The organism is Rhizobium redzepovicii, from assembly GCF_019793435.1.
Lineage (GTDB): Bacteria > Pseudomonadota > Alphaproteobacteria > Rhizobiales > Rhizobiaceae > Rhizobium > Rhizobium redzepovicii.
In genome coordinates this window covers 19468-41336 of sequence record NZ_JAILYH010000003.1, presented here as the reverse complement: position 1 = coordinate 41336, position 21869 = coordinate 19468, and the positions used below count along the sequence as shown (strand labels likewise).

The 21869-nt window shown below is 62.8% G+C and carries 18 protein-coding genes; 10 read left to right on the top strand and 8 right to left on the bottom strand.

Annotation, left to right across the window (positions count from 1 at the left end; translation table 11 throughout):
• Window positions 1-46 precede the first annotated feature (46 nt).
• Window positions 47-970 (top strand): pirin family protein, encoded by a 924-nt coding sequence (locus tag K6N12_RS04870; protein WP_097624066.1) that lies wholly within the window; start codon window positions 47-49, stop codon window positions 968-970.
• A gap of 43 nt (window positions 971-1013) precedes the next feature.
• Here the strand turns inward: K6N12_RS04870 and K6N12_RS04865 are convergent, their stop codons facing one another.
• Window positions 1014-2993, bottom strand: a complete 1980-nt coding sequence (locus K6N12_RS04865) for a phospholipase D-like domain-containing protein (RefSeq protein WP_097624065.1) — start codon at window positions 2991-2993, stop codon at window positions 1014-1016.
• A gap of 287 nt (window positions 2994-3280) precedes the next feature.
• Between K6N12_RS04865 and dxs the strand changes: the two genes are divergently transcribed.
• Window positions 3281-5197 carry a 1-deoxy-D-xylulose-5-phosphate synthase gene (gene dxs, locus K6N12_RS04860; protein WP_054181462.1) on the top strand — a complete coding sequence of 639 codons (1917 nt, stop codon included), beginning with the start codon at window positions 3281-3283 and terminating at the stop codon, window positions 5195-5197.
• Between the two features lie 282 nt (window positions 5198-5479).
• Here the strand turns inward: dxs and K6N12_RS04855 are convergent, their stop codons facing one another.
• Window positions 5480-7417, bottom strand: a complete 1938-nt coding sequence (locus K6N12_RS04855) for a methyl-accepting chemotaxis protein (RefSeq protein ID WP_097624063.1) — start codon at window positions 7415-7417, stop codon at window positions 5480-5482.
• Between the two features lie 219 nt (window positions 7418-7636).
• The gene (locus tag K6N12_RS04850; RefSeq protein WP_097624062.1) at window positions 7637-8620 is read right to left on the bottom strand and encodes a DUF4424 domain-containing protein; all 984 of its coding nucleotides are present in this window, start codon (window positions 8618-8620) and stop codon (window positions 7637-7639) included.
• 92 nt (window positions 8621-8712) lie between these two features.
• Between K6N12_RS04850 and K6N12_RS04845 the strand changes: the two genes are divergently transcribed.
• On the top strand, window positions 8713-9498 hold the full coding sequence (locus K6N12_RS04845; protein ID WP_239619826.1) for a TlyA family RNA methyltransferase: 786 nt from the start codon (window positions 8713-8715) through the stop codon (window positions 9496-9498).
• Window positions 9495-10745, top strand: a complete 1251-nt coding sequence (locus tag K6N12_RS04840; RefSeq protein WP_097624061.1) for a class I SAM-dependent RNA methyltransferase — start codon at window positions 9495-9497, stop codon at window positions 10743-10745. Before K6N12_RS04845 ends, K6N12_RS04840 begins: the two co-directional genes overlap by 4 nt.
• Before the next feature lie 54 nt (window positions 10746-10799).
• Here the strand turns inward: K6N12_RS04840 and K6N12_RS04835 are convergent, their stop codons facing one another.
• The gene (locus tag K6N12_RS04835; protein ID WP_097624060.1) at window positions 10800-11249 is read right to left on the bottom strand and encodes a winged helix-turn-helix transcriptional regulator; all 450 of its coding nucleotides are present in this window, start codon (window positions 11247-11249) and stop codon (window positions 10800-10802) included.
• Window positions 11250-11335: 86 nt separating this feature from the next.
• On the opposite strand from K6N12_RS04835, the gene K6N12_RS04830 reads away from it, so the two are divergent.
• Together K6N12_RS04830 and K6N12_RS04825 are read left to right on the top strand one after the other, a co-directional pair.
• Window positions 11336-12154, top strand: a complete 819-nt coding sequence (locus K6N12_RS04830) for an oxidoreductase (protein WP_131711364.1) — start codon at window positions 11336-11338, stop codon at window positions 12152-12154.
• Window positions 12155-12237: 83 nt separating this feature from the next.
• A complete protein-coding gene (locus tag K6N12_RS04825) occupies window positions 12238-13242 on the top strand; it encodes an MBL fold metallo-hydrolase (RefSeq protein ID WP_097624058.1) in 1005 nt (334 codons plus the stop codon).
• Here the strand turns inward: K6N12_RS04825 and K6N12_RS04820 are convergent.
• Together K6N12_RS04820 and K6N12_RS04815 are read right to left on the bottom strand one after the other, a co-directional pair.
• On the bottom strand, window positions 13239-13994 hold the full coding sequence (locus tag K6N12_RS04820) for a crotonase/enoyl-CoA hydratase family protein (protein WP_097624057.1): 756 nt from the start codon (window positions 13992-13994) through the stop codon (window positions 13239-13241). The genes K6N12_RS04825 and K6N12_RS04820 overlap by 4 nt on opposite strands.
• Before the next feature lie 9 nt (window positions 13995-14003).
• Window positions 14004-15782 carry an acyl-CoA dehydrogenase family protein gene (locus K6N12_RS04815; RefSeq protein ID WP_097624056.1) on the bottom strand — a complete coding sequence of 593 codons (1779 nt, stop codon included), beginning with the start codon at window positions 15780-15782 and terminating at the stop codon, window positions 14004-14006.
• Between the two features lie 223 nt (window positions 15783-16005).
• On the opposite strand from K6N12_RS04815, the gene K6N12_RS04810 reads away from it, so the two are divergent.
• Window positions 16006-17001, top strand: coding sequence for a transporter (locus tag K6N12_RS04810; protein WP_097624055.1), 996 nt, complete (start codon window positions 16006-16008; stop codon window positions 16999-17001).
• 341 nt (window positions 17002-17342) lie between these two features.
• Window positions 17343-17606, top strand: coding sequence for a DUF982 domain-containing protein (locus K6N12_RS04805; protein WP_097624054.1), 264 nt, complete (start codon window positions 17343-17345; stop codon window positions 17604-17606).
• A 274-nt stretch (window positions 17607-17880) separates the two neighbouring features.
• On the opposite strand, the gene K6N12_RS04800 is transcribed toward K6N12_RS04805, so the two are convergent.
• Window positions 17881-18351, bottom strand: coding sequence for a BA14K family protein (locus K6N12_RS04800; protein WP_131711363.1), 471 nt, complete (start codon window positions 18349-18351; stop codon window positions 17881-17883).
• Window positions 18352-18519: 168 nt separating this feature from the next.
• The gene (locus K6N12_RS04795) at window positions 18520-19764 is read right to left on the bottom strand and encodes an aromatic ring-hydroxylating oxygenase subunit alpha (protein ID WP_097624179.1); all 1245 of its coding nucleotides are present in this window, start codon (window positions 19762-19764) and stop codon (window positions 18520-18522) included.
• Window positions 19765-20167: 403 nt separating this feature from the next.
• Here K6N12_RS04795 and K6N12_RS04790 point away from each other — a divergent pair, with 403 nt between their 5' ends.
• Entirely contained in the window at window positions 20168-20776 is a 609-nt protein-coding gene (locus tag K6N12_RS04790; RefSeq protein WP_003588182.1) for a DUF6656 family protein, read from the top strand.
• A gap of 88 nt (window positions 20777-20864) precedes the next feature.
• The gene (locus K6N12_RS04785) at window positions 20865-21839 is read left to right on the top strand and encodes an L-threonylcarbamoyladenylate synthase (protein ID WP_097624052.1); all 975 of its coding nucleotides are present in this window, start codon (window positions 20865-20867) and stop codon (window positions 21837-21839) included.
• Window positions 21840-21869 lie beyond the last annotated feature (30 nt).

Sequence of the window (21869 nt, the reverse complement as noted above, 5' to 3'; positions counted from 1 at the left end):
ATCATTCAAACTGCTGCAACGGCGCCTCAGATCGGAGAGTTCCATCATGTCCTTCTTTCCCGGTAAAGATCCGCTGCCCGGCGATGCCTTCGCCTGTGATGCGATCGAGAATCTGATCATTCCGCGCACCAGCGATATCGGCGGCTTCCAGGTGCGGCGGGCGCTGCCGACGCGGCAGCGACGGCTGGTCGGGCCGTTCATCTTCTTCGACCGCATGGGGCCGGCGATCCTGAAGCCCAACGAGGCGCTTGATGTGAAGCCGCATCCGCATATCGGGCTGTCGACGGTTACCTATCTCTTCGACGGCGAGATCCGCCATCGCGACAGCCTCGGCACCGAAAAGGTCATCCGTCCGGGCGATATCAACCTGATGACGGCAGGGCGCGGCATCGTGCATTCCGAGCGCACGCCCGACAATCTGCGCGGCCATCCGCTGCTGATGTCGGGCCTGCAGACCTGGCTGGCGCTGCCCGACGACAAGGAGGAAATCGATCCTTCCTTCGCTCATACGGAAAAGTCTGAAATGCCGCTGATCGAGGCTCCAGGCGTACGCGGGCGCGTGGTCATCGGCTCGTTCGAAGGCATGACATCGCCTGTCGGGGTTTTCTCCGACACGCTCTATGTCGATCTCGACCTGCAGCCGGGCGCCAAATTTCCTTTCGGCGCAGCGCATGAAGAGCGCGCCGTCTACGTGCTCTCCGGCGAGGTCGTCATCTCAGGCGACCGCTTCGCCGCCGATCAGCTGCTGGTCTTTCGGCCCGGCGATCCGATCACGCTCGAAGCCGGCAGCGACGGCTGCCACCTGATGCTGTTCGGCGGCGCGGCGCTGAATTCGAAACGTTACATCTGGTGGAATTTCGTTTCCTCCTCGAAGGAGCGGATCGAAAAAGCCAAAGAGGAATGGCGCAGCGGCCGCTTCGATATCGTTCCCGGCGACGAAGAGGAATTCGTGCCTTTGCCGGAAGGCTGACGGCGGCAATGATCGGCCGCCGCCGGTCACCTGTCCCCGAATTTCAACCCGCCGCGAAATACCGCGTCAGTGCGCCCTTCGTGCGGTTGATATAGCCATCCTGCCAGCTGTCGTCGACGTTGAGAAAGCCCGACCAGCCCTTCTTGCCCTGGCGCTTCAATTCAGCCTCGACGGCGCGGAAGCGATAGTGGTCATAGACGTCGAGGATGTGGACGGCATAGGCTTCGGCCAGCGCCCGGTCGCCTTTGACGATCAGCATGTTTTCGTCATTGGCATAGGAGGCCTTGAAGCCGAGATTGTGGCTGCCGAGGACGACGACGCATTCGTCCGACAGGGGATCGATCACCAGCACCTTGTCGTGAATGATGGCGCCCACCTTCTTGGCCGTCAGTTCCTCCGCACCGAAATCCGCCAGCAACTGGCGGTCATCGATGCGCGACGCCCGAACGATCGATACATTGGCCTCGTCGAAAGTATGGGGCGAAACACCCTCTTCATCGTCATCCGGATCGTCGGGATCGTTGTCCTTGCCGGGGACGTAATTGGGCATGGCCTGCGGGCTGGAAACGGCGCCGGTGACGATCAGCTTCTGATCCTTGAGGCCGATATCGATCGCCTCGCCGACGATGCAATCCCGGCCCGACTGACCGGGATAGAAGGCAAGAAAGAGCACCGCATGCTCGGCACGGCGCATCAGGCGATAGACCTCGCGAAGGTCGGGCGGAATTGCCTTGCCTTTTCTGCGGCTTTGCATGTTCGGCGAGAACCAGGTTTGAAGCGAAGCCCCGTTGGCTGTGGGTATAATGGACGGCGTCTCGTTGGAGCGGCGGAATTCCTTGCTCTGCTGGTTGTCGGGCATGCCGTCATCGAATTCGACGGGCGCTTCCAGCGTCTTATTGTCTTTCAGCATCCGATCCCAATAAGCGACATAGGCCGCGGCGACCGCATCGTTCCTGACGATCAAGGCGTTGTTGGACTGGCCGGCAAGCCCGGTGGCCGTCCAGTTGGTGCTGCCGGTGAAAACGCTGCGCGGAGCGTCATCCGCCGGTAGGTGCACGACAAATTTGTTGTGGCCGATCTGGCTCGAATTGTTGAACATCCGGTGGTGGATCTCGACGCCTGCATCGATCAATGCCTTGCGCGCAGGCGCATTGCGCACATCCCAGGCATCCCCGACCTTTCCGGTATTGGCGAGGATGATGCGCAGCCTGTTCTTGTTGGCAAGCAGCAGCTCCAGCAGTTCCTCGTCCTCCAGCTCGTAAAGCGCGACGAGGAAACGGCCCGGTCTACTCATGAATTCCCTGAGCATCGGAATAACATCGCCGGCAAGATATTTGCGGATGCCGTTCGACGGATTGGAAATCATGTCGATCAGCTCATTCGGCTGTTTCACCCCGTCTTCGAGAAGGACGTTGCGCAACCACTGGGCGGCGAGAATACCATTGGTGAAGGTCGACTCGAACTGGCCGCGCTTGCGCGTCACATGGACGGGGTTGGAGGCGACCGCCGGTCCGAGATAACCGAGCGGCCGCGGAGGACCGTCATAGGCCTTGACGGAGATTTTCTCGAAGGTGCCGTCGGCCTTCTTGATCGGCCTGCCGTTGGCGTCGCGCTTGTTGATCTCGACAAGCTGAGGCGTCGGGTCGGGGGCAGCCGCCATGCCCGGCTTCAGATCGCCGAGTGGACGGATCTCGTAGCGCACCCGCACCTCGTCCGGCCGCCGCCGCATTTCATTGCGCCGCTTGCGCAGCGTCAGGTCGCGCCAGGAGAGCTTCTGCACTGGCCAGAGCGATGTCGTCTGCGGCAACCAATGCGGATTGCGCTGTCCCTTGAAGGCGACCCAGGCGGCGCACGTCACTCGGTCATCGCTGCCATCGGGTCTTTTCGACACGTTTCCCTGTTCGTCGAGATAGACGCGAACGACTTCGAACCCGAGGCATCCATCGATCTTGGCGTCTATGTGCCAGGCCACATAGGCGACCTCGTTGTTCACATAGGCATGCGCTGCGACAATCGTTCCCATGGCCCGTCTCCCCAGTGAGCGCCGCAACTCTGCTACCATTCCGTGTCATATTCAAGCTGCTCGCCGGCCCTTCGCGCGTTCGACCACCGTTCGGAAAAACAGGGCGGAACCGGCCAGGATCAGGCGAATGCAACGCGCAGAAATAGAATGTGATATCTCCCGAAACCGCTCACACATTTTTCCGCCATGCTCTAAGGTGAAAACCTTCGGTTCCTGAAAATCACTTGTTTTGCCTCGTTCTAATCGAATAAAGCGGTACAAGGAAAAGTAAGAAAGAGCGCCCGCCCGTGACACAACTGCCGAAGACCCCCCTGCTCGATCAGGTCACCTACCCCGCCGACCTGCGCAAGCTGGAGGATCGCGACCTGCCGCAGCTTGCCCGCGAAGTGCGGGACGAAATGATCGATGCGGTGTCGCGCACCGGTGGTCATCTCGGAGCCGGTCTCGGCGTCGTCGAGCTGACGATCGCCATTCACAGCGTCTTCGACACGCCTGACGATCGGCTGATCTTCGATGTCGGCCATCAGTGTTATCCGCACAAGATCCTCACCGGCCGGCGCGACCGCATCCGCACGCTGCGCCAGGAAGACGGGCTTTCCGGCTTCACCCGCCGGGCCGAGAGCGAATACGACCCCTTCGGGGCGGCGCATTCATCGACCTCGATCTCGGCCGGCCTCGGCATGGCGATCGCCGCCGATCTCGACAAGAACGACCGGCGCGTCATCGCCGTCATCGGCGACGGGGCGATGTCGGCCGGCATGGCCTATGAGGCGCTGAACAATGCCGGCGCGCTCGATGCGCGGCTCATCGTCATCCTCAACGACAACGACATGTCGATTGCGCCGCCGACGGGCGCGATGAGCGCCTATCTCGCCCGCCTCGCCTCGGGCCGCACCTATATGGGCTTCCGCGACTTCGGCAAGAAGCTGACGGCCTATCTCGGCAAGAACATCGATCGCGCCATCACCCGCGCCGTCGAGCATGCCCGCGGCTACGTCACCGGCGGCACAATGTTCGAGGAGATGGGCTTCTATCATATCGGGCCGATCGACGGGCATTCCTTCGACCATCTGCTGCCGGTGCTGCGCAATGTGCGCGACAATGCGCGCGGACCGGTGCTGATCCATGTGGTCACCCAGAAGGGCAAGGGTTATCCACCGGCAGAAGCCGCCGCCGACAAATATCACGGCGTCAACAAGTTCGACGTCATCACCGGCGCCCAGGCCAGGGTCAAGCCGAATGCGCCGAGCTATACCAGCGTCTTTGCCGAAGCGCTGGTGCAGGAAGCCACCCTCGACGACAAGATCGTCGGCATCACCGCCGCCATGCCAAACGGCACCGGCCTCGACAAGCTCGCCGAAGCCTTTCCGTCGCGCTGTTTCGATGTCGGCATCGCCGAACAGCATGCCGTGACCTTCGCCGCCGGCCTTGCCGCCGAGGGCTACAAGCCGTTCGCGGCGCTCTATTCCACCTTCCTGCAGCGCGCCTACGACCAGGTCGTGCACGACGTGGCGATCCAGGGACTGCCGGTGCGTTTTCCGATCGACCGCGCCGGCTTCGTCGGCGCCGACGGGCCGACGCATGCCGGCTCCTTCGACACCGCCTTCCTCACCACCCTGCCCGGCTTCGTGGTGATGGCGGCGGCCGACGAGGCCGAACTCAAGCATATGGTGCGCACCGCTGTCGCCTATGATGCCGGGCCGATCTCGTTCCGTTATCCGCGCGGCGAAGGTGTCGGCGTCGACATGCCGGTGCGCGGCGAAATCCTGCAGATCGGCAAGGGCCGCATCGTCAAGGAAGGCACCAAGGTGGCGCTGCTTTCCTTCGGCACCCGGCTTGCCGACTGTCTGCTTGCCGCCGAAGACCTCGATGCCGCCGGCCTTTCGACGACGGTTGCCGATGCACGCTTCGCCAAGCCGCTCGACCACGACCTGATCCGCCAGCTGGCCCGCCACCACGAGATGGTCATCACCGTCGAGGAAGGCTCGGTCGGCGGCTTCGGCAGCCAGGTGATGCAATATCTCTCGAGCGAGGGCCTGCTCGACAACGGCCTGAAGATCCGCTCGCTCGTCATGCCCGATATCTGGATGGAGCAGGCAAAGCCGGAAGCGATGAACGCCCATGCCGGGTTGGATCGCGCCGGGATTGTTTCCACGGTGTTCCGGGCGCTTGGGCGCGGGGTTGCGGTCGGGGTTGCGGGATAGGTGAAGTGTGAGGGTGTGCCGTGCGGCCCCCTCATCCGCCCGCCGGCACCGACCGGGGTTGAGCCACTGGTCTCAACCCGTCCTTCGGCCCCCCGCTGGGCGGACGAAATTTGCGGCGATGTCTCGACTCCCTCTTCTCCCCTGGGGGAGAAGGTGCCCGTAGGGCGGATGAGGGGGCCGCGAGGTCGGACAGACCTAACAGAAGCTTATTCCCATAAAAAAGGCGGCACTACCGCGCCGCCGTCTTCACTTGACATTCTTCCCTTCCAGGAAAGCGCCCTCTCAGAACTCCGTCCAGTCTTCCTGAACCGCGACCGCAGCGGCCGCTTGCCGGCCGCCGAAGGCCTTGGTGACCTTGTTGGCGAGCGCGCGGGCCGGAGAAGCGACCGGGCGGGCGTTCGCAACGGCCGCGCGCGGTGCTGCATCCGGCCTCGTCTGGCCGAGCTTGAACTGGTGCAACAATTCGTCCAGCGCGTTTGCCTCCTGGGCGAGCGCATGGCTTGCCGCCGTCTGCTCCTCGACCATGGCGGCGTTCTGCTGGGTGCCCTGGTCCATGTTGTTGACGGCGGTGTTGATCTCCTGCAGGCCGATCGACTGTTCGCGGGTGGCGGTGACGATCGCGCTGACGTGGTGGTTGATCTCCTGCACCTCCGCGACGATTGCTTCCAGCGCCTTGCCGGTCTCGCCGACAAGCGAAACGCCGGCAACGACCTGTTCGCCCGATGTGGTGATCAGCGCCTTGATCTCTTTCGCCGCCTTGGCCGAGCGCTGGGCCAGTTCGCGCACTTCCTGGGCAACGACGGCAAAGCCCTTGCCGGCATCGCCGGCGCGGGCGGCTTCGACGCCGGCGTTCAGGGCCAAGAGGTTGGTCTGGAAGGCGATGTCGTCGATGACGCCGATGATGTTGGAGATTTCACCCGAAGACTTTTCGATCTGCTGCATGGCGGAGACCGCCCTGCGGACGACTTCGCCGGATTTTTCGGCGCCGAGGCGGGTGCGCTCGACGAGATTGCCGGCGTCCTCGGCGCGCTTGGCGCTGTCGCGGACGGTCGTCGTCACCTGCTCGAGGGCTGCGGCGGTCTGTTCGACGGCGGCGGCCTGCTGTTCGGTGCGGTGGGCAAGATCGTCGGCGGCCGAGCGGATTTCGCCGGCGCCGGCATTGATCGCCGAGGCGTTGCGGCCGACCGATTGCAGGGCCGCCTGCAGCTTTTCAACGGCATGGTTGAAGTCATTGCGCAGGCTGTCATATTGCGGCGCGAACGGCGTCTGGATACGGCCGGCCATATCGCCATTGGCAAGCTCGGCGAGGCCGCCGGCCAGCGCGTCGATGGCATGGCGGATCTCGCCTTCCTCGCGGGCCTTCTGCTCGTCGCTTGCCCGGCGCTGGCGTTCGGCGTCGCCGCGCATGCGGTCGGTCTCGCCGGCAAGCCGCAGCTTCTCGATCGCCGCCTGCTTGAAGACCAGCACAGACTGGGCCATGCGGCCGACTTCGTCGCCGCGGTCGGTTGCCGGGACCTCGATATCGTTTTCACCGCCGGCGAGGCGATCCATGGCGCTCGTCATGCCGACGATCGGGTGGACGATGGTGCGCGACATCAGCCAGGCGAGCACGGCGGCGGCAAACGAGGCGACGATACCGCCGGCCAGCAGCGTCGTCTTCAGATCGCTGTTGGCATCGGCGCGAATTTCAGCAAGCGCTTCGGATTTTTCGCGGGCGCTGGCCTTGATCTTCGCCGAGGCCTGGCGGAACCCGTCGAGCTGGCCCTTGGTGGCGTTGACGCCGATCTTGACGACCTCTTCGATCGGCATGTCGGTTTCCTTGCGCGCCTTGGTCTGCGGCTCGGCCAGTTCATGGAAATAGAGGTCGGCTGCCTTCTGCATGCCGTCGATCATCTCGACCAGCTGCGGTTCGCCGGCCGCCGTCTGCTTGGCAGCGGCAATCGCCTTCAGCATGCGCTCGCGGTTGGCAAAGACATCGCCATAGGTGCTGTCGCTGCGGAAGAGGATGAAGCCGCGCAGATTGACGGCCTGCTCGAGCATTGCCTGCAGCGCATCGTCGATCTGGTTAACGAGCAGCTCGGACTTCTCCTGCTCGGCAGAAGCAGCCGCAGACGCCGTCGCCTTGGAATAAACAAAAGCGGAAATGGCGACGAAAATGAGAATGAGGGCTGCGAACGTGGCCGCAAGCTTACCGTTCAAGGATATGTTTTTGGCGGACATCGGTGATTTCTCCTGACGACAGTCGACGCGGCGAGAGGCAGGTCGCGTGAGACGCAACCGCCGGGATGTTTGAAGCTGAAAACATGATCGGCGTGGAAACGCTTGCGCCTTCATGGCGCCGAGCAGTTCAGATGAACCGCTGCAATCGCGCTGAACCTATATGGGCAGGCTTTAAATATGTTTAAATTTGTGCGGCGCAACAGCGGCGGAGCCTGCGGATTATTGTGCCGTTTCCGGCGGATTGAGGATCAGAATGTCGAAGTCCTTGGCGGGATCGAAATCCTCTGCTGTCATCCGGAAGGTCGTCGGGCCGATCTTCTCGACATTGCTGCCGCAGAAGCTGATGAGGCTGCCGGGCTTGCCCTTGTCGATCGTCAGCTGGAAGCGCCGGATCGGCCCCGCCCAGTTGGCGCCGGTCGACAGTACATAGGAGATCCAGCTTTCGGTGTAGTTGGCGCCATTCGTCTCGGCTTCCGCGGCACGCTGCTGCGCGACCCGGACGAAGTCTGCGTCCAGGCAGTATTTGCGGGAATATTCCTCGAAGCGCTCGCCCTTCGGCTGGCCGTTTTCGAGAAAGCTGATGGCGACGGTGCCGCCGACGGCTGGCTGGTAGCGGTGCTCGACGCTCACTTTCTTCTTCGCGGGAAAAGTGGTGCGCCACCAATAGGTCGAGCGCAGCGTCCAGAGCGGCACCAGATCGGCCTCTGCCATCGGATAGATCAGGCCGCGGGCGATCCAATCCTTCCGGATGGTCTGGGGAAGTTTGGCGAGCGCGTCGCGGGTCTTGTCGCTGTAGGGCAGGACCGGAATGTTATTTTTGGCGAGTTCGTCGGTGACGTCGATGCCGAGCGAGACGACACGCTGCTGCAGCTTGGCGGTGATCGGCTTGCCGTCCTGCACGGTGGAGAAATGCAGGAAATTGTCGCTGTCATAATCTGCGATGGCGGAGTTGTTGTCCATCTGACCCGATATGTCGGGCATCGGGAAGGCGACCAGGCTTTCGACATCCTTGTCGGACGTGTTCTCGAACACGTAATCGACCCGCACCTCAGAAGCGGAAATGAAGAGATCCTCTTGCACCATGCTGACATCGTCGGATTGGGCAAAGATCAGCCCGCCGGTCTTGACCTCGGCCATGGTATCGTTTGCCAGCGCCGGCGATGCGATCCCTGCCGCGACAAGAAGAGTGAAGAGCTTCAGCATAAAACACCCCCGTGCCTGCGGCCGCCCCGTAATCGCCGCGGCAGGATTATCGCCGAAAGCTTTCGAGGGTCAATGACGCTGTCTGGAACAAAATGCTTGCAACCGGCGGCTTTGCCGGTCATTCACAGCCGATGTCCGATCAAAACAGCCAACGCCTCGACCAACTTCTCGTCTCCCGCGGCCTCTTCGCCAGCCGCTCGCGGGCTCGCGACGCCGTGCAACGCGGCACCGTCCGGATCGCCGGCCAGGTGGTGACGAAAGCCGGCGCGCTCATCGGCGACGACGCCAATATCGAGATCGACGATCCGGCGCAGGACTATGTGTCGCGCGCGGCATTGAAGCTTGCTAGCGCCCTCGAGCATTTTCGGCTCGATCCCGCCGGCCATCGCTGTCTTGATATCGGCGCTTCCACCGGCGGCTTCACCGAGGTGCTGCTGCAGCGCGGCGCCGCGCATGTCACGGCGATCGATGTCGGCCATGGCCAGATGCATCCGCGCATTGCGGCCGATCCGCGGGTGACGAACAAGGAAGGCCTCAACGCCCGCCACCTGACGGCCGAGGATATCGGCAAGCCCGCCACATTCCTCGTCTCCGACGTCTCCTTCATCTCGCTGAAGCTGGCGCTGGCGCCGGCTCTCGATATCGCCGAAGCGGGTGCGGTCGCCGTGCTCTTGGTCAAGCCGCAGTTCGAGGCGGGGCGCGAGGCGATCGGCAAAGGCGGACTGTTGAAGGACCCCTCGTCCGCGCCCGCCGTCGCTGCGGAACTGGAGCGCTGGTTCATCGAGGATATGGGCTGGAAAAGCCTCGGCCTCATCCCCTCCCCGATTGCTGGCGGCGACGGCAATCAGGAATATCTTCTGGCAGGATCGAAACCGTGAGCACCGAAACCGTCACCATCGAAAAGCTCGGCGCCCAGGGCGACGGCATTGCCGGCAGCGCCGGCGGGCCAATCTATGTGCCGTTTTCGCTACCCGGAGAAACCGTGGCGATCGCCCGCGTCAAAAGCCAGGGCACGATCATGTCGATCACGACACCCTCGCCCGACCGGCAGGAGCCGCCCTGCCGGCATTTCGGTCCGGATGGCGTCAACGGCACCTGCGGCGGCTGCACGCTGCAGCACATGACCGATAGCCCCTACCGCGCCTTCAAGCGACAGCTGGTCATCGATGCACTCAGATCGAAGGGGCTGACGCCCGATGTCGGCGAGATCGTGCCGGCCCGGCCGGGCGAGCGCCGACGCGTGGTGTTTGCGGCGCGCAAGACCGAGAAGGACATGCTGATCGGTTTCAACCAGGCCGAAAGCCATCATATCGTCGCGATCGAGGAATGTCCGATCTCGTCGGCGGGGATCGTCGCCCGGCTGCCGGCGATCCGGGCGATTGCTTCAGCACTCGCGACCAATGCCGAACCCTTCCGCGTCTCCGTGCTGGAAACGCTGTCCGGCCTCGACATTGCGGTCGACGAGGTGAAGAAGCTCTCCGACCCGCAGCGGCGCAAGGCGGTCGAAACCGTGCTCAGCCTGCGCGGCATTGCCCGTGTTTCTCTGAACGGCGAAATCCTCATCGAGCCGTCGAAGCCGCTGATTGATTTCGGCGGCGTCCAGGTTTCACCGCCGCCGGGCGGCTTTGCCCAGGCAACCAAGCCGGCGGAAGAGGCAATGGCCGAGCTGGTGCTTGCCCATGCCGGCAAGGCCAAAAGGATCGCCGATCTTTTTGCCGGCGCCGGCACATTTTCGCTGCGGCTGGCGCGTGTCGGCCGCGTGCATGCTGTCGAAGCCGAGGCAAAGGCGCTCGCCGCCCTCGACCATGCCGCCCGCAACACGCAGGGGCTGAAACCGGTCAGCATCGAGAAGCGCGATCTCTTCCGCCGCCCGTTGATGACGCAGGAGTTCAAGCCCTATGACGCCGTCGTCTTCGATCCGCCACGCGCCGGCGCCGAGTTCCAGTGCAAGGAGCTTGCCCGCTCGAGCGTGAAGAAGATCGCCGCCGTCAGCTGCAATCCGCTGACGCTGGCGCGAGACCTCGCGATCCTCGTCGAGGGCGGCTACCGGATCACCGGCGTGACGCCGATCGACCAGTTCCTCTGGACCTCGCATGTCGAGGTGGTGGCGACGCTGGAGAAATAGGGGCTGCCGTCGGCTGCTCCCTCCGTATCAATGTCGAGGGGCGACGCCCCCTCTCTATTGGTCGCCGGATTCTTGTTCTTGACCAGCACTCAGCCGCATTGCCCGGGTTCCGAGTTTTGCACCCGTCACCGCATCGATGGCGATCGGCTCGATCTCCGAGCCCGTTTCGACATCGACATAGCGGGCGAGTTCGCCGTCGCAGTGGCGGTGCGCCCACGCCCCGATCATCATCAGCACCGGCAGGAAATCCCGGCCTGCTTCCGTCAGCACGTACTCCTCGCGGGGCGGTCGCTCGGAATAGAGGCGCTTTTCCAGCAGGCCATCGTCGGTCAGCGCCTTGAGGCGCTTGGTGAGCATGGTCGGGACGATGCCGAGGCTCTTCCTGAACTGGTCGAACCGGGTAAGGCCGGTATGGGCGTCCCGCAAGACCAGAATGCTCCACGCATCGCCCACAGACTTAAGACCGCGGGCCACCGGGCACTGGAGGATCGAAGTATTTTTCATTAGGTATCTTTTCGATAGTGACATGATATCTAAAAGATAGTAACACAGCGTCAGCCAATGATCCACTTCAAATGAGAGCTGACAGCATGATCGACAGAACCAAAAACATCGCCCTGGTCACCGGTGCTTCCTCCGGCATTGGCCTTGTCACCGCCCAAACCCTGGTGAAAGCCGGTTATCGCGTCTATGGGACCAGCCGCAAACAGGTTGCCGGCAAGCCCGGGATTACCATGCTGGTCTGCGACGTGACGGATAAGGCCTCGGTGGAGGCGATGATTGCCGAGATCATGCAACAGGCCGGCCGGATCGACCTCGTCGTCAACAATGCCGGGATCGGCCTGCTCGGCGGCGCGGAAGAATCGTCGATCGACCAGGCCCAGCGCCTTTTCGACGTCAATCTTTTCGGCGTCGCCCGCGTCGTCAATGCCGTGCTGCCCATCATGCGCAAGCAGAAGAGCGGCCGGATCATCAATATGAGCTCGATCCTCGGACTTATCCCATCCCCGTACAACGCCTTCTATGCCTCGACCAAACATGCGATCGAGGGCTATTCCGAATCCCTCGACCATGAAGTGCGCAACTTCGGCATCCGTGTCGTTCTCGTCCAGCCCGGCATCACCAAGACATCCTTCGAGGAGAACCTGACGCGCGTCGATCAACCTCTTCCCGTCTACGACTCGGAGCGGACCCGGAGCGAGGCTCTGATGCGCAAGTGGATGGAGACGGGCGACGCGCCACAGGTGGTCGCCGACATGGTCGTGAAAGCCGCAACCGCCAAGAAGCCGAAGCTGCGCTATTCCGCCGGCAAGCAGTCGCGCCAGGTCCGCTCGCTTCGCCGCTTCCTGCCGGAGCGGCTGGTCGACAGCCTCCTGCGCAAGGTCAACGAGTTTCCTGCCTCCTTGTGAGTCTTTAATTTGGAACAGGTTCAGATCCCGGTCGACCTGGCCTAAAATCCGAACCTGTTCCAGGCGAAGGAAACCGCTTCCGAATGCGCAAGACCAAACGACGCAATCCCTATTATAACGGCCCGGTGTCCGATCATTTCGACGGCACGCATTTCTTCAATCCCGACGGTATCGAGCCGCTTGGTTTTCGCGATTTGCTGCGGTGGCAATTCGGCGGCGGCCGCCAGCCTTGGCCGAAATCGGTCCCAAGTCCATACGCGGCGGCCAAGCCGGATACACGTGTCGACGGTGAGGATCTGCGGGTGACCATGGTTGGCCATGCAACCATGCTGGTGCAGGTCGCCGGGCTCAATATTCTCACCGACCCGGTGTGGTCGGAGCGCGTCAGCCCTTTCACCTTTGCCGGACCCAAACGCGTCGTCCAGCCGGGCATTGCGTTCGATGATCTGCCGCCGATCGATCTCGTGCTGATCTCGCACAATCATTATGATCACCTCGATATCGCAACGCTCAAGCGGTTGCATGCAAAGCATCGACCGCATGTGGTGACGCCACTCGGCAACGACACGATCATCCGCCGCGCCGTGCCCGATATGGAGACGACATCGATGGACTGGGGCGAACGCATCGCGCACGCCGGAATCAGCATCGATGCCGAACCCGCCCATCATTGGTCCGCCCGCGGCGGCGCCGATCGCCGGATGGCGCTCTGGGCAGCGTTCGTCCTCTCGACCCCGGCCGGAAAGATCTATCACATCGGGGATACGGGCTTTCATCACGGCGTCAATTACAAGGCGGCACAGCAGAGGCATGGCGGCTTTCGCTTGGCGATTTTACCCTTCGGTGCCTATGAGCCGCGATGGTTCATGAAAGGCCAGCACCAGAATCCGCAGGAAGCGGTGATGGGGATGAAGCTGGCGAATGCGGCCTATGTGGCCGGGCATCACTTCGCGACGTTCCAACTGACGGATGAAGCGGTCGACGCACCGGTAAGGGCGTTGCAAGAGGCAATGGGCGAGCACAATATTGCCGCGGACCGGTTCCGGCCGCTCAGGGCCGGCGAGGTCTTCGATGTGCCCATGCTCTAGCGATGCATGAAGGCTTCGAAGGCGGCCCGGGCCTCGGCGCTTTTCAGACGGGCGGAGAAGTGGCGGGCCTCCTCGTCGATGCGGGCGATGATCTCGTCCCTGTCGCCGCGGACGAGATCGCGGGCGATGCGCATCGCTTCCGGCGGTTTGGCGGCAAGCCGAGCGGCAGTCGCCAGCGTCACAATATCGACCTCGCCGGGTTCGACCACCTTCCAGATCAGACCGGCGTCCTTGGCCTCTTCAGCCGAGAAGGCTTCACCGGCCGCCAGCAGGGCGAAGGCGCGCTGGTGGCCCATCAGGCGCGGCGCAACGAGACTGGACCCCGCCTCCGGCACCAGCGCCAGATCGACGAAGGGAGTGCGGAACTGGCTGCGGCTCGAGGCGATCGTCAGGTCGCAATGGAGGTGGATCGTCGTGCCGATGCCGATCGCCAGACCGTCGACGCCGGAGATCACGGGTTTTTCGGCTTTCACCAGGGCATAGAGGAAATCGAGGATCTCCTGCTCAAGGCCGCCGCCGCCGACTGCGGCGGCAAGGAAATCGTTGAGATCATTGCCGGCGGAAAAGCAGCCTTCGGTGCCGAGGAAGGCGGTGGCGCGGATGGTCGTATCGGCATCGGCCGATTTCAGGGCATCGGCCATGGTACGATACATGGCGCGGGTGATGGCGTTCTTCTTCTCCGGCCGGTTGAAGCGGATGATCTGGACGCCGGGATGTGCGGAAGGCTGCTCGACGATGATGTGATCGGTCATTGGATGTCCTCAGGCAAGCAGGATGCGGGCGGCGGCAAGGCTTGCCGCGCCATTGACGACGCGGTCGCGAAGGGCTGCGGTCTCGGCAAGCAGGTTTTCGGCGGCGAAGCGGCTGAGCGCGATGCGGCCCTCGCCCCTGCCATCGCCGCTTTCGGCGAGAGCACCCTTGGCGAGATAGCAGCCGGTGAGCACGAGGCCGAACAGGCGCTGATAGGGCGTCGCGCCCGAAAGCGCCTCGGCCGCCTTGCCGTCGGCAAGCATCTTCATGAGCCAGCCAGTCGCCGCTTCGAGATCTGAAATTGCTGCGTCGAGCCTGACTGATGTCTCGCCGAAACCATCGAGATTGGAGCGGCGGGCGCTATCGGCGATCTCCTTCAGCTCGGCGATGAAACCCTTCACCTGCTCGCCGGCGGAGAGCGGCAGCTTGCGGGTGACGAGGTCGATCGCCTGGATGCCATTGGTGCCCTCGTAAATCGGCGCGATGCGCGCGTCGCGCAGGTAACGCGCCGCACCAGTCTCCTCGATGAAGCCCATGCCGCCATGCACCTGAATGCCAAGCGAAGCGACGTCGACGCCGGCATCGGTCGAAAAGGATTTGGCGATCGGGGTCAAAAGCGCGGCGCGCTCCTGCCAGTGGCGGCTGACGTCGCCGGCCCGGTGGGACATGTCGATCGCGTGGGCGCAGGCATAGGAAATGGCGCGCGCGCCTTGGGTCAGCGCCTTCATGGTGAGGAGCATGCGGGCGACATCGGGATGTTCGACGATCGGGCTCATGCCGGCGCCGCTCCAGCCGGGCGCCCTGCCTTGGGTGCGTTCCTTGGCATAGGCGACAGCCTTCTGGGTGGCGGCCTCGGCGATCGCCACGCCCTGCATGCCGACGGCCAGGCGCGCATTGTTCATCATTGTGAACATGCAGGCGAGGCCCTTGTTCTCCTCGCCGATCAACCATCCCACGGCCCCCTTTTCGTCGCCGAACCGGCCGTCGCCATAGATCATCGTGCAGGTCGGCGAGCCGTGGATGCCGAGCTTGTGCTCCAGCGAATGGCAGAAGAGATCGTTCCGGGGCCCAAGCGAGCCGTCCTCGTTCACCAGGAATTTCGGCACCAGGAAGAGCGAGATGCCGCGAGTGCCGGCCGGCGCATCCGGCAGGCGGGCGAGCACAAGATGGATGATGTTGTCGGCCGCGTCATGCTCGCCCCACGTGATGAAGATCTTCTGGCCAAAGATGCGATAGCTGCCGTCGGCGCGGCGCTCTGCACGGGCCTTGAGCACGCCGAGATCGGAGCCGGCATGCGGCTCCGTCAGGTTCATGGTGCCGGTCCATTCGCCTGAGACCATCTTCTCCAGATATTTTTTCTTCAGCGCGGCGCTGCCATGGGTGCTGACCGCCTCGATCGCGCCCATTGTCAGCGTCGGGGCGAGCGCAAAGGCCATGGAGCCGGAATTCCACATTTCCAGCGCAGCGACGTTCAGCATATGCGGCAGGGCCTGGCCGCCGAAAGCTTCGGGCGCCGTCAGACCGTTCCAGCCGCCGGCGATCCAGCTGCGGTAGAGATCGCGCCAGCCATCCGGTAGCCTGACCTCGCCGCCTTCCAGACGGGCGCCTTGGCGGTCGCCGATGTCGGCGAGCGGCGCCACTTCCTCTGTGGCAAACCGTCCCGCCTCGGAGAGGACGGCATCGACCAGATCTTCGCCGAGATCGCCGAGAAGCCCTAGTGAAATCGCTTCGCCCATGCCGGCTACATGCTTCAACGTGAACGCGATTTCCTCGACGGGCGCCTTGTACATTGTTTCCTCCGCAGGACCGGCCTGCATCCCGCGCAAAGCCCTCCGGGGCAAAGGGCTAATTGATTTTTACGTAAACGTCAATTTCGATTTGCCGGTCTGCCATGCCATAATTCGACTGAAACGGCGCCGAGCTCTTGCACCGTCGCACAAATAGCCGTCATGAAGACTCTCTAGGGGGGGAACCTCTGAAAACGACATCGCCTTCGCAAAGGATCGGCGACCAATGGATACATTGCCCGTCAACATACCCGGTTTCGTCTGGGCTTATCGCTTCTCCCCGGATGAAAAGACCGCAGTGCGGCTGAACAACAGTGCGACGGTGGCGGATCTGACCGCCGACAATTGTTTCTACTGGCTGCACCTCAACCTTGTCGACGCGCGTGTGCCGGCATTGCTCGACACACTCACCGGGCTGACGGAGGACGCGAAATCGGCGCTGACGACGCGCGACACGCATGCGACCATCACCGTCGACGAGCAGATGCTCTACGGCACGCTCGTCGACTGCCAGCGCGATTTCGCTGAGGATACCAACAATCTCGGCTGGCTGCATTTCGCCATGTCCGACCGCTTCATCATCACCACCAGGCTGCAGCCGCTGCGTAGCGTCGAGCGGGCGCGGGCGCTGATCGAAAAGAATCCGGGCAAATTCTCGCGGCCGGTCGATCTGTTCGAACTGCTGGTGATCGAGTTTCAGCGCACGCTGATCGCGATCGTCATCGAGCTCACCGACGAGCTGAACCTGATCGAGGATTTCGTCTACGACAATGCGCCGCGCGACGAACGCCGGCGGCTGGCGCCGGTGCGGCGAACCGTGGTCAGACTGCATCGGCATCTGCGCACGGTGCTGGCGCTGATGCGGCGCGCCTCGGCAACCGACGAGGACGAGATGCCCTTCGGCTTCGACGACGTGGCGCGGCGGCTGACGAGCCGGCTGGAAACGGTCGATCACGACATCTATGCGCTGCAGGACAGGGCGCGCCTGCTGCACGAAGAAATCGATTCGAAACAATCCTCCGAAACCAACCGCCACCTCTATCTGCTATCGATCATGACGGCCTTCCTGCTGCCGCCGACCCTGGTGACCGGCTTCTTCGGCATGAACACCGCCAACCTGCCCTTCGCCGTCGGCGACTACGGCACCGAATACGCCGTCGCCCTCATCGTCGCCTCGATTGCCTTTGCCTGGTGGCTGCTGCGGCGGGTGGATATTCTTTGATGTGAGAAGTGCGGTGGGCGCTGCCGCCCCTCATCCGCCTGCCGGCACTTTCTCCCCGTAAACGGGGCGAAGGGGATATGCCGCAACCTCTCCGTTCCTCGCTAACGTCTCGCAGGGCACGTCCCCTCTCCCCGTTTACGGGGAGAGGGTTAGGGTGAAGGCCCTTTTGTCGACCATCAACCCGGTCGTTCATTTGAGGCTTCGTCCCTTGATGTTTAGCCTCCACAATAGTGGGCAATCCCGCGGTCGACGCTCAGGAGTGAGCTGTTTCATGCCGCCGCCTCGCCCGGAACGGTTCTTGCACGGTTACTAATACATTTACCGTGGGGAGACCAATTGTCATGGAATGGTGCATATCCGAAGAGTTTGTCCCTCTGATGCTCGTTGTGAGTGGGCCGGAAAAATACAAGCTTGTTGCAAGCCTCGTACAGGCTGCCGAGATGCTGACGGTTGGCTGGCCAATCGACGATGGAGACGAATATCTGATTGCGATCAGGGCGTGCCGGGCTGCGATCCATGGGGAAATTTCAGCGCAGGACGCGCGAGCAGCGCTCATCCGTGCCGCCGACGAAGCTGGCATTTCGGTGATTACTGCCGTTCATTGAGTTTCGCAGCCGACGATGAAATGGTCCACGGGCTTTCATGCCAGCGCCCTCTCGTTCCGCTGCATGCGCAGGTCCATGAGTGATTGCTGAGTCCCTGCGCATCGCATCTCGGGCCACGGGCGCTTCTGACCCGGATATCTCGCGGAATTGGGCGCAGAGCTTCCCCCCATCCCCCGTCATCCTCGGGCTTGACTCGAGGATGACGGGAGGCGGGGTGATGTTCCGGCCAACTCCTCGGCCGAAGCAACTGGCGTCGCGCTTGCCCTACCTCACCTCAATACGGCGAATAGCACTGCTGGCGCGGGCCGTTATAGGGCTGGAACGTATTGTCGTAGGCGCGATAGGACCGGTAGCGGCTGGCGCACCAGGCGACGTGGCTTGAACCCATGCGGGGCGCGGGGGCGACGTAGCGCGGCTGGGCGACAACGGCGCCGCCGATGACCGCGCCGGCGCCGAAGGCGGCGAGCGGATACCAATAGCCGTTGTAGTGACGATAGCCCGGGCGGTAATAGGAATATCCGCGATATCCGCCGTAATAGCCGGGGCGGTAATAAGCGCCGGGGCGATAGCCTGGCCGGTAATAATCGCCGCGATAGTAGCGGCGGTATTGAACGTTCTCGACGGTGGAGGATTTTTCCACCTGCGGGGCGGTCGGCATCTGGATTGCCTGCGACGGCACGAAGCCTGTCAGAACCACGGCGGCAGCCAGAACTGCAGTCGCGATCTTGTTACTCAAACCGAACATTCTTCTCTCCCATTCAGCAGCGATAACCGCCTGCTCAGCAACGCTTTCGTGCCGGAATGGTTCCGAAAGCGGCCGGGGCCCGGCTGCTTTCGTATTTTTAAAGAAATCGATCTGAACCGGGCATTAACCGGGGCGAACCACCTTCAATGCCTCACGTCCGACGTGTGTTCAGGCCACGGCGGAGATTTTCGCCTGATCGCCCTGCAGACGGTTGACCATGAAGTTCGAATACCATTCGAGGAACTGCATGACGCCGCCCTCGTGCAGGGAAGAATAGGGGCCGGGTTCATAGGCCGGAGAGTGAATGCCGAAGGCGTTCTCTTCGACGATGCGGCGATCCTGGTCGTTGGTCTCGGTCCAGACGTGGGTCAGTTCCTCGAGATTGTAATCCACACCTTCGACGGCGTCCTTGTGGACGAGCCATTTGGTCGTCACCGCCGTCTCGTTGGCGCTGAGCGGCAGTACCCGGAAGGAGATGGCGTGGTCGCCAAGCAGGTGGTTCCACGTCGTCGGATAGTGGAAGAGCAGCATGGTGCCGATATGGCTGATCGAGATATCGTCGGCGAGCGGACGATTGACCGCGCGCTTGCCCGACATGGTGTAGCTCTCGGCATCTTCGATCAGCGGCATGCGGGCGGTGCGGAATTGGCCGTCCGGCGAAATCTGGAATTTGCTCGGCAGGCCGGCGGCCTCGCAGCGCGCCCAATGGCCGGCGATCTCCGGATCGTCGGCGCCGCCATCCGTGCCGGTGACGCTCGGGGCTTCGGGATAGGTGCGGCAGAGTTCGGGATGATTGGCGGCGCAGTGATAACACTCGCGGTTGTTTTCCCAGACGAGCTTCCAGTTGCCCTTCTCGATGATCGTGCTCTGGAAGGCGACCTTGCTCTCGCTGATCCGGTGCGGCGCGACATAGGGCTCGATCTTGTCGCGCACCGGCTGGAAGTCCGGAGCGGTGTTGGCAAGGCAGATGAAGACATAGCCTGCGACGACTTCGCAATGGACGGGCTTCAGGTTGAAGCCGGTCTTGTCGAAATCATCGCCCATGTGGCGGGCGAAGGCGAGCTTGCCTTCGAGATCGTAGGTCCACTGATGATAGGGGCAGACGAGACGCACGGAGGAGCCGTGCTCCTTGGTGCAGACGCGCGAGCCGCGATGACGACAGCTGTTGTGGAAGGCGCGGATGACATTGTCGCGGCCGCGGACGACGACGACGGGATAGGTGCCGATCTGGACGGTGAAATAGGCGCCCGGCTTCGGCAGTTCGCAATCATGGCCGATGAACAGCCAGTCGCGATAATAGATCATCTCCATGTCGAGCTGGAAATAGTCCTCGTCGATATAGAACGGCCGTTCGAGGCTGAAGCCCTCCCGGCGGTTCTTGAGCTGACGCAAAACGTTGCTGCGAATATCCATCTTCATGTCCTCGTGCACCCGGTTGCCGCCCTTACGCAGAAGGCCGGCGGAAGCGCGCCCGCTTCCTTCTCCTTCGGGAGAATTGTTCATGGCAGCCATTTAATCATCTGGGCTGGCTGCCGCTCGGTTGTAATGCGACATCGGCTTCGAAATTGACGACAGGATGCAAGCGGCCCGTCTAGGTCGATCGCATCTGCCGACTCTGCAGCAATTATCGTCAATTGCGACATGGCGTAAAGACCCGCTGCGTAAGAGGTAAGCCGGCCGGGATAGAAGTCCGTCGCGTTTGCGACATCTGTCGGCATTTGCCTTTTGGCCGGCCGGCTGCCGGGTGATTTTAACATCGCCTTAAGCATACCGCCCTATCCTACTGTCGATTCAGACCGACCGAAGAACGCGAACCATGGCCAAACTCCGTTATTTCGACGCGAAAGATGCAAGCAGATCGCAGGAGCCGCAGCTGGTTGCCGCGCATTCCGAATTCCTGCGCACCGGCCGCATTCCCCGCGAGCGACGGCACTGGCTGGCCGAGGAAAAGCGCTATTTCACCCATGACGAGGTCGCCGCCAAAACCGGCCGCAAGCTGCAGGTGGCCGGCGAGAAGACGCATCAGCACATCAACGGCTTTCACCACTCGATCCAGTTTCCGAAAATGATCTTCCATCGGACGCTGGAGGACAGCCCGCATCTCGGCTATTGCCACGTCACCGCAGCACGAACGAAGTTCGCTCACTACGAAGAGGTCAGCTGGGCCTTCTACATCGCCAATTTCTATTCCGACATCGGCGAGAACGACAACTTCTTCGAACGGATCGATGTCGGTTATTCCCGCATGTATTTCGCCGTCGCCATCAAAGCGGGCGAGAATTCCCAGGAAAAGATGACCATCGACCGGTCGGTGCGCGGCAACGGCCTGCTGTTCCGCACCCATGATCCGCAGGCGGCAATCCGCAACATCCTTCTGCTTGGCGCCCGTAACGAACAGCTGCGCGAAATCATCCGCCAGCTGTGACGCCCACCGATGGGTGAGGCAAACATCGCGATTGATCGCAGGCAGCGGAAAGCCTAATGACTGCCGGGACCAAAGCATCGGGCAGCACATGGCACGCATCATCGATATAGAGGCAGACAGGCGGGCAGCACTTGAAGCGGCCTCAGCCGCTCTTGCCGACGGCTTTGCCATCGCCATTCCGACCGAAACCGTCTACGGCCTTGCCGCCGACGCCACCAATCCGGCGGCCATCACCCGCATCTACGAAACCAAGGGACGGCCGCGTTTCAACCCGCTGATCTGCCATATGGCCGATCTTGCCATGGCCGAAGAGCATGCCGAATTCGATCCTGTCTCGCGGGCGCTCGCCGCAGCCTTCTGGCCCGGCCCGCTGACGCTGGTGCTGCCGCTGAAACCGCAAAGCCCGATCCATTCGCTGGCGACCGCCGGGCTCGACAGCGTCGGGGTGCGCGTGCCGAAAGGTTTTGCGGGCGCCCTGATCGGCGCCTTCGGGCGGCCGCTCGCAGCCCCCAGCGCCAATACCTCAGGCGCGATCAGCGCGACGAGTGCGGCTCATGTCGAGGCCGATCTCGGAGCGAAGGTCCCGTTGATCCTCGATGCGGGGCCAAGCACCGTCGGCGTCGAATCGACGATCGTCAAGGTGGAGGGCGACCGGGTAAGGCTGCTGCGGCCCGGCGGCCTGGCAGCACGCGAGATCGAGCGTGTCGCAGGCCGGCCGCTGCTCAGGGCGAAAACGGCATCGGCGGCGATCGAAGCACCTGGTATGCTTGCCTCGCACTATGCGCCCGGCGCCTCCGTGCGTCTCAATGCGACGAGGGTCGAACCCGGCGAAGCGCTGATCGCCTTCGGCGGCGCGGCAATCTCCGGCACAAACGGCGCCCGGATCGTGCTTGATCTCAGCCCGCGCGGCGACCTTGCCGAGGCGGCGGCCAATCTTTTCGATTATATGAAGCGGGCCGATGCCAGCGGGGCTTCGAGCATCGCCTTCTCGGCCATTCCCGAAGAGGGGCTCGGCGAAGCGATCAACGACCGCCTGCAGCGGGCGGCGGCGCCACGCGACTGACAGACCCGATCAAATCGACCGAGGAGACCG

Excerpts from the sequence above, each read along its gene's own strand:
- K6N12_RS04870 (WP_097624066.1), top strand. The coding sequence starts at position 47 with ATGTCCTTCTTTCCCGGTAAAGATCCGCTGCCCGGCGATGCCTTCGCC.
- K6N12_RS04865 (WP_097624065.1), bottom strand. The coding sequence starts at position 2,993 with ATGGGAACGATTGTCGCAGCGCATGCCTATGTGAACAACGAGGTCGCC.
- K6N12_RS04855 (WP_097624063.1), bottom strand. The coding sequence starts at position 7,417 with ATGTCCGCCAAAAACATATCCTTGAACGGTAAGCTTGCGGCCACGTTC.
- K6N12_RS04850 (WP_097624062.1), bottom strand. The coding sequence starts at position 8,620 with ATGCTGAAGCTCTTCACTCTTCTTGTCGCGGCAGGGATCGCATCGCCG.
- K6N12_RS04845 (WP_239619826.1), top strand. The coding sequence starts at position 8,713 with ATGCTTGCAACCGGCGGCTTTGCCGGTCATTCACAGCCGATGTCCGAT.
- K6N12_RS04835 (WP_097624060.1), bottom strand. The coding sequence starts at position 11,249 with ATGAAAAATACTTCGATCCTCCAGTGCCCGGTGGCCCGCGGTCTTAAG.
- K6N12_RS04830 (WP_131711364.1), top strand. The coding sequence starts at position 11,336 with ATGATCGACAGAACCAAAAACATCGCCCTGGTCACCGGTGCTTCCTCC.
- K6N12_RS04825 (WP_097624058.1), top strand. The coding sequence starts at position 12,238 with ATGCGCAAGACCAAACGACGCAATCCCTATTATAACGGCCCGGTGTCC.
- K6N12_RS04820 (WP_097624057.1), bottom strand. The coding sequence starts at position 13,994 with ATGACCGATCACATCATCGTCGAGCAGCCTTCCGCACATCCCGGCGTC.
- K6N12_RS04815 (WP_097624056.1), bottom strand. The coding sequence starts at position 15,782 with ATGTACAAGGCGCCCGTCGAGGAAATCGCGTTCACGTTGAAGCATGTA.
- K6N12_RS04810 (WP_097624055.1), top strand. The coding sequence starts at position 16,006 with ATGGATACATTGCCCGTCAACATACCCGGTTTCGTCTGGGCTTATCGC.
- K6N12_RS04805 (WP_097624054.1), top strand. The coding sequence starts at position 17,343 with ATGGAATGGTGCATATCCGAAGAGTTTGTCCCTCTGATGCTCGTTGTG.
- K6N12_RS04800 (WP_131711363.1), bottom strand. The coding sequence starts at position 18,351 with ATGTTCGGTTTGAGTAACAAGATCGCGACTGCAGTTCTGGCTGCCGCC.
- K6N12_RS04795 (WP_097624179.1), bottom strand. The coding sequence starts at position 19,764 with ATGGATATTCGCAGCAACGTTTTGCGTCAGCTCAAGAACCGCCGGGAG.
- K6N12_RS04790 (WP_003588182.1), top strand. The coding sequence starts at position 20,168 with ATGGCCAAACTCCGTTATTTCGACGCGAAAGATGCAAGCAGATCGCAG.
- K6N12_RS04785 (WP_097624052.1), top strand. The coding sequence starts at position 20,865 with ATGGCACGCATCATCGATATAGAGGCAGACAGGCGGGCAGCACTTGAA.